Annotated in this window: 8 protein-coding genes; 3 read left to right on the top strand and 5 right to left on the bottom strand. The window is 74.5% G+C overall.

Annotated elements, in window-relative coordinates; all coding sequences use genetic code 11:
* Both E1258_RS28845 and E1258_RS35610 read right to left on the bottom strand, forming a co-directional pair.
* The coding region (locus E1258_RS28845) for a universal stress protein (RefSeq protein WP_132406678.1) at positions 1–878 on the bottom strand (878 nt) is incomplete at its 3' end.
* Positions 879–990: 112 nt separating this feature from the next.
* Positions 991–1,866 (bottom strand): radical SAM protein, encoded by an 876-nt coding sequence (locus E1258_RS35610; protein WP_305847282.1) that lies wholly within the window; start codon positions 1,864–1,866, stop codon positions 991–993.
* A gap of 218 nt (positions 1,867–2,084) precedes the next feature.
* On the opposite strand from E1258_RS35610, the gene E1258_RS28835 reads away from it, so the two are divergent.
* The 3 genes from E1258_RS28835 to E1258_RS28825 all read left to right on the top strand — a co-directional run bounded on the left by E1258_RS28835 (position 2,085) and on the right by E1258_RS28825 (position 4,816).
* A complete protein-coding gene (locus E1258_RS28835; RefSeq protein ID WP_243715759.1) occupies positions 2,085–2,597 on the top strand; it encodes a GNAT family N-acetyltransferase in 513 nt (170 codons plus the stop codon).
* A gap of 66 nt (positions 2,598–2,663) precedes the next feature.
* Positions 2,664–3,296, top strand: coding sequence for a hypothetical protein (locus tag E1258_RS28830; protein ID WP_132406676.1), 633 nt, complete (start codon positions 2,664–2,666; stop codon positions 3,294–3,296).
* A 176-nt stretch (positions 3,297–3,472) separates the two neighbouring features.
* The gene (locus E1258_RS28825; RefSeq protein ID WP_132406674.1) at positions 3,473–4,816 is read left to right on the top strand and encodes a hemolysin family protein; all 1,344 of its coding nucleotides are present in this window, start codon (positions 3,473–3,475) and stop codon (positions 4,814–4,816) included.
* Positions 4,817–4,819: 3 nt separating this feature from the next.
* Here the strand turns inward: E1258_RS28825 and E1258_RS28820 are convergent, their stop codons facing one another.
* The 3 genes from E1258_RS28820 to E1258_RS28810 form a co-directional block, all read right to left on the bottom strand.
* A complete protein-coding gene (locus E1258_RS28820) occupies positions 4,820–5,161 on the bottom strand; it encodes a PRC-barrel domain containing protein (RefSeq protein WP_132406672.1) in 342 nt (113 codons plus the stop codon).
* Positions 5,148–5,522 carry a hypothetical protein gene (locus tag E1258_RS28815; protein WP_243715760.1) on the bottom strand — a complete coding sequence of 125 codons (375 nt, stop codon included), beginning with the start codon at positions 5,520–5,522 and terminating at the stop codon, positions 5,148–5,150. Before E1258_RS28815 ends, E1258_RS28820 begins: the two co-directional genes overlap by 14 nt.
* A gap of 2 nt (positions 5,523–5,524) precedes the next feature.
* Positions 5,525–6,125: divalent metal cation transporter (locus E1258_RS28810; protein ID WP_165949927.1), on the bottom strand; the 601-nt coding region annotated here is incomplete at its 5' end.

Genomic DNA, 6,125 nt, shown 5'->3' with positions numbered 1-6,125 from the left:
GCGTCGGCCGGCTGCGGGTGGGCGACCAGCACCGGGCAGTGCGCATGCTGTACGAGCGCCTGGCTGACCGAGCCGAGCACGAGCCCGCTGAAGCCGCCGCGTCCGCGAGAGCCGACCACCACCAGCGCCGCGTCCCCGCTCAACTCGATCAGGACCCGCTCGGGCTTGGCCGCCCGCACCGGCCGTCGCTCGACGGCCAGGTCCGGGTGGGCGGCCGTGACCTCGGCGGCGGTCGCGTCGAGCAGGTCCGCGGACTCGGCCCGGGACGCGGCCCCGGGCTCCTCGACCTCGTTCGGCACCGGGCGGGCGTCGTCGGCCGTCGCCACGTGCACCAGCACCAGGCCGGTGCCCCGGCGGGCCGCCTCGTCGGCGGCGAGAACGGCGGCGAGCCGCCCCGGCTGCGACCCGTCCACCCCGGCGACCACCGGGGCGTCGACCGGGATCGCCTGCTCCTCGGGCCGTACCACGAGCACCGGGCAGCGCCCGTGCCCAGCCACCTGGGCGCTGACCGAGCCGAGCAGCAAACCGGCGAAGCCGCCCAGCCCCCGGCTGCCGACCACCACCAGCTCCGCCCGGCGGGACTCCTCCACCAGGGTCGCGGCGGGACCGCCGGCCACCTGCCGTGCCTCGACGTCGACGCCGGGCCAGCGCCCGCGCAGCTCGGCCGCCGTCCGGTCGAGCATCCGCCGGGACTCCTCGGTGGGCGCGGGCACCCCCAGGTCGTACGGGTTGATTGGCACGCCGTAGCCGAGCGGGTGCAGGTAGCCGTGCACCAGCAGCAGCGGCCGGGATCGCCAGGCGGCCTGCTGCGCCGCGTGTTCGGCGGCGACCAGGCTCGACGGCGATCCGTCCACCCCCACCACGACAGGTCGGTCCATCAGCTCTCCCGGCTCGATCACAGGTCATTGTCGGCGTGGCCCCCGCCCACGACCGGCATGCACCCGAACAATGTGCTGTCCCGCAGCATCCGCCGCCATGTCCCGCGCGCCGTCACCCACCATCGGTGGAGCCGCGGGTGCCGTCGCCGCCGAGGCGGCGGTGCACGATCAACTCGTCGACCTCCAGCCGGCCGATGCGCAGCTCACGGATGACCGCCCGGCGGATCACCAGCCGACCGATCGCGACGACGCCCACGGCCATCGCGCCCACGGCCATCGCTCCGACGGCCATCGCCCCCACCGCGCGGGCACCCGTCGCCCGCGCCCCGGTCGCCTGGGCGCCGGTGGCGGCCGCACCCGTCGCCCGCGTCCGCGTCAGCCGGCCCAGGAGCTGCCGAGAACCCCGTGATTCCCTCATAGCCGCGATCCTGCCACGACGTGGAACGGCAAACACCTTCACCCGTTGCAGGCCGGGCACCAGCACGAACCGGACCCAGATCGGGGTGCCCCGCGCCGCGAGCCGGCGGCCCAACCGCAGGGTCGGGCCGATCTCGCCGGTGCGGGTCACCCGCCGGTACGTCGCCGGGTTCCGCGACTTGACGTCCAGCAGCACCAGGTCGGTGGCGTCGAGCAGGGCGTCGTCGGCGCGCGCCCCGAGGAATCCGGAGGTGTCCAGGGCGGTGTGCAGGCCCAAAGCATGACAGCAGCGCAGCACCTCGCCGGTGAACCGGGGTTGCAGCAGGGGCTCCCCGCCGCTGATCGTCACCCCGCCGCCGGCCACCGGGATGAGCCGCCGGTACCGCTCGGCCCGGGCCATCAGCTCGTCGACGGTGCGGTGCCGGCCGCTGCGGCGGTACCAGGTGTCCGGGCTGTGGCAGAACCGGCAGCGCAACGGGCAGCCGGCCAGTAACACCACGAACCGGGTGCCAGGGCCTTGGCCAGGTTCGCCCGCGCCCTTGGCCGGGTCCCGCCGCAGGTAGGCGTCCACGAAGTTCGCGGCAGGGTCCCCGGACCACCACCCGGACTCTTCGGTCGAGGATCGCGGTCATGGTGAGCCTCCTGCCGATAGTCGGACGACGCGTCGGCCGTGCGGGAACGTCGTCCCCCTCGTGGTAGCAATCCGCGCCGGGCCGTCGACAGGGCCGGAAGGAACGCACACCGGGCGGGAGGTTCCGGTCTGTCGGACCCCGCCGGTACCCTGCCCCCGTGACCGCCGAGGATCTGCGTCCGCCCGCCGCGACCGCCGAGGACCTGCGCCTGCGCCCCGTGCGCGACGACGACCTGCCGCACTTCTTCGCCTTCGAGCAGGACGCCGAGGCCAACTGGGTGGCGGCGTTCGGCCCCGCCGACCCGGCGGACCGGGCGGCGTTCGACGCGCACTGGCGGCGCATCCGCGCCGACCCGGCGATCGTCAACCGCACCGTCACCGTCGACGGCGCGGTCGTCGGCCACGTGGCCGCCTTCCCCGTCGGCGAGCAGACCGAGGTCAGCTACTGGATCGACCGGGCCCGCTGGGGCCGGGGTCACGCCACCGCCGCGCTCGCCGCGCTCCTGGCCGAGGTGCCGCAGCGCCCGCTGCGCGCCCGCGCCGCCAAGGACAATGCCGCCTCCCTCGCCGTGCTGCGCAAGTGCGGCTTCGTCGTGTGCGGCGAGGATTCCGGGTACGCCAACGGCCGCCGCGCCGTCGTCGAGGAGTGGGTCCTCGAACTGGCCGACTGACGGTCAGCGCCCGCCCGGGCGCCGCCCCGCAGCCGGGCTGAGCTGGGCAGGCACTAGTCTCACAAGGTGAACTGGTTGGACTTGGTCGGCTGGACCGGCTCGGCGCTGCTGGTCTGGTCCCTGTTGCAGGCGCGCCTGCTGCGGCTACGGGCGCTCAACCTCGTCGGCTGTCTAGTGCTGATCGGCTACAACGCCGCCCTCGCCGTGTGGCCGATGGTCGGCCTCAACGTCGTGCTCGCCGTGATCAACATGTGGTATCTGCGGCAGATGCTCGCCACCCGGCACGACGAGCGCACGTACCAGGTGGTCGAGGTCGGTGTCGACGACCAGTTCTTGGCCCACACCCTGCGGGTGCACGCGGCCGACATCGCCCGGTTCAATCCCGGCTTCCACTGGAGCGAGCACACCGCCCGCCGCTCCGCGTTCCTGGTGGTCCGCGCCGACGAGGTGGTCGGGGTGGTGCTCTCGCACGCCGAGGGCGACGACACCGCCCAGGTCGACCTCGACTACGTCACCCCGCCGTTTCGCGACCTCACCCCCGGCGAGTTCGTCTACCGGCGCAGCAGCCTCTTCACCGACCGGGGGTTCCGCCGGGTGGTCAGCCCGCCCGACATGGTCGCCCCCTACTACCACCGGCTCGGCTTCCGCGCCGAGGACGGCGCGTACGTGCTCGACCTGCCCGCCGCCGACCGGGCCTGACCGGGCGGCCCGCGCGGAAGGCAGCGGATACGCCGACCCTGACCGGCCGGTAGGCGGCCGGAGGATTCGCCGACCCGCCGACGGGGCACAGAGGGGCCTACGCCGGCCCGGGTCCGCCGGGCGGTGCCGCCGGTCGAACCCGACCGGGTCGTCGTCCCGCGAGGAGAGAACCGGGCGTGCAGAGCTACTGGAGCCAACTGGCCCTGGTCGGAGTCCTGGTCGTCCTCAACGCCGTCTTCGCCGGCAGCGAGATGGCACTGGTCTCGCTGCGCGACAGCCAGATCCAGCGGCTGGAGCGGACCAGCCGGGGCGGCCGGGTGCTGGCCCGCCTCGCCAAGGACCCGAACCGTTTCCTCGCCACCATCCAGATCGGCATCACCCTGGCCGGTTTCCTCGCCTCGGCCGCTGCGGCCGTCTCCCTGGCCAAGCCCCTCGTGCCGCTGCTCGGGGTGTTCGGCGGGGCCGCCGAGACGGTCGCCATCGTGCTGGTCACCCTGGTTCTGACGTTCGTCACCCTCGTCTTCGGGGAGCTGGCCCCCAAGCGGATCGCCATGCAGGCCGCCGAGCGCTGGGCGCTGCTGGTGGCCCGTCCGCTGGACCTGCTCGCCAGCCTCACCCGCCCCGCGGTCTGGGCGCTCGGCGCCACCAGCGACCTGGTGGTGCGCCTCGTCGGGCTCAACCCGAGGCACGAGCCGGACGAGATCGGCCCGGACGAGCTGCGCGACATCGTCGCCGGCAACCACGGCTTCACCAAGGAACAGCGGACCATCATCGCCGGGGCGGTGGAGATCGCCGACCGGCGGCTGCGCGCGGTGCTCGTACCCCGGTTGCAGGTCTTCACGCTCGACAGCGGGACCACCGCGGAGGCCGCGCGGCTGGTGCTGGCCGCCACCGGGCACTCCCGCGCGCCAGTGGTGCGCCACGGCGGCCTCGACGACGCGGTCGGCGTGATCCACCTGCGGGACCTGGTCGGGGTGCCCGACGGCCGACCCGTCGACGAGTGCGCCCGCCCGCCGATGCTGCTGCCCGACTCGCTGCCGGTGGTCGACGCGCTGCGCCAATTCAAGGCGGAACGGCAGCACATCGCCCTGGTCGTCGACGAGCGCGGCGCGGTCGACGGGATCGTCACCTTGGAGGACGTCCTGGAGGAAATCGTCGGCGAGATCTACGACGAGACCGACCGGGACGCGCGCGCCGTGCGCACCGAGGCCGACGGCGCGATGCTGCTGCCCGGCACCTTCCCCGTGCACGACATGGTCGACGTCGGCGTCGAGCTGCCCGGTCGCCCCGCCGGGGACTACACCACCGTGGCCGGCCTGGTCCTGACCCTGCTCGGCCACATCCCCACGATGCCGGGTGAGGACGTCACCATCGACGGCTGGGAGCTGGAGGTCGCCGACATCGACCACCGGGCCATCACCGCGGTACGCCTGCGCCGCGTCGCCGCCCGAGCCGAGCCCGACGGCGACGCGGCCACCGACGCCGACGTCGAGCCCGCCCTCGACCCGGCCCGGAACTGACGCTCAGCCGGACCCGTCCGGCGCTTCCGGCCGCTGCGGCTTCCCGGGTGGCTCCGGCTCGCCGAACGGGAAGCCGGGAACCGGCGGCACCAACCGCACCGTGTCCGCCGGCACCTGGTGGCTGCTGCCGCTGAGCAGCCGGGCCACCAGGCGGATCAGCCATGGCCCCGACAGGTGCCGCTCCGCCCCGATCAGCCGGGCGTACCAGCGTCCGGCGACGATCACGTCGGTCAGCCGTAGCCGCCCGTCGGGAACCGTGCCCCGCACCACCACGTCCACCACCCGGCCCAGCCGCCGGCCGTGCAGGTCGTACGCGGTGCGGCCGAGTAGCTCACCCGCTCGCACTGTCGGCCCCCGGGATCCGGTCGATCAGGTGCCGGCGCAGCCACTGCTCCACCGGCGAGGCGGGCAGGTCGGCGAGGCGGACCCGCAGCCGCACCGCGCTGTCCACCCGCTCCACCAGCGGGTACGGGATACACAGCGGCGTCACCGGCCGGTCCTCGGCGACCCGGTCGGCCGCCGCGACGAGGAGCCGCCCGAACCGGCCGCCGATGCGCCGCCCGAGCGCGTCCGGTCCGGTCAGCAGGGCGGCCACGTACGGCACTCCGTCGCCGTCGACGCCGAACTCCACGTCGTCGACCTTGCCGACCAGCCGCCCGTCGCGGTCGACGATCTGCCGGTCGAGAAGCTGCCGGCCGAGCTGCATCCTCACCGGCCCATCCCCGTCGCCACCGCCAGCGGGATCGCCGCCACCGACGCAGCCACGATCACCAGCAGGAACACCGCACCGAGCAGGTTCGCCAGCGTCCCGTTGACCCGGTCACCCAGGTACGTCCGGTCGTTGGCCACGATCAGGATCGGCAGGTACGTCAGCGGCAGCACCACCGCGCTGACGATCAGCATGTACTCGGTCAGCGTCACCGGGTCGACCGTGCTCAGCAGCACCAGCACGGCGAGCAGGACGCTGACCAGCAGCACGCTGTGGAACCGGGCCGCCTCGCGCGGGCTCACCCGCTTGCCCCACTGCCAGCCGAAGTACTGCGCGGCGGCGTACGCGGCGGACAGCCCCGTCTCCAGCGCGGCGCCGAAGGTCACGGCGAAGAACGCCAGCACCGCCACCGCCAGCCCCACCGCCCCGAACGCGAGGAGCGCCGGCTGCGCCACCTGGGCGAGGGAGCCCGGCGCCGTCCCGCCCGGGTGGTACACCACCGCCGCCGTGGCGATCAGCGACAGGGCGAGGAACCCGCCGACGGGGAACCCGATCAGCACGCTGGACCGGGCGTCGGCCAGGTCGGCGGCGCTCCACCGC

Origin of the sequence: Micromonospora sp. KC207, from assembly GCF_004348615.1 — a bacterium.
Taxonomy (GTDB): domain Bacteria; phylum Actinomycetota; class Actinomycetes; order Mycobacteriales; family Micromonosporaceae; genus Micromonospora.
The sequence above is the reverse complement of the archived record's forward strand: the minus strand, read 5'-3'. Positions and strand labels throughout refer to the sequence as shown.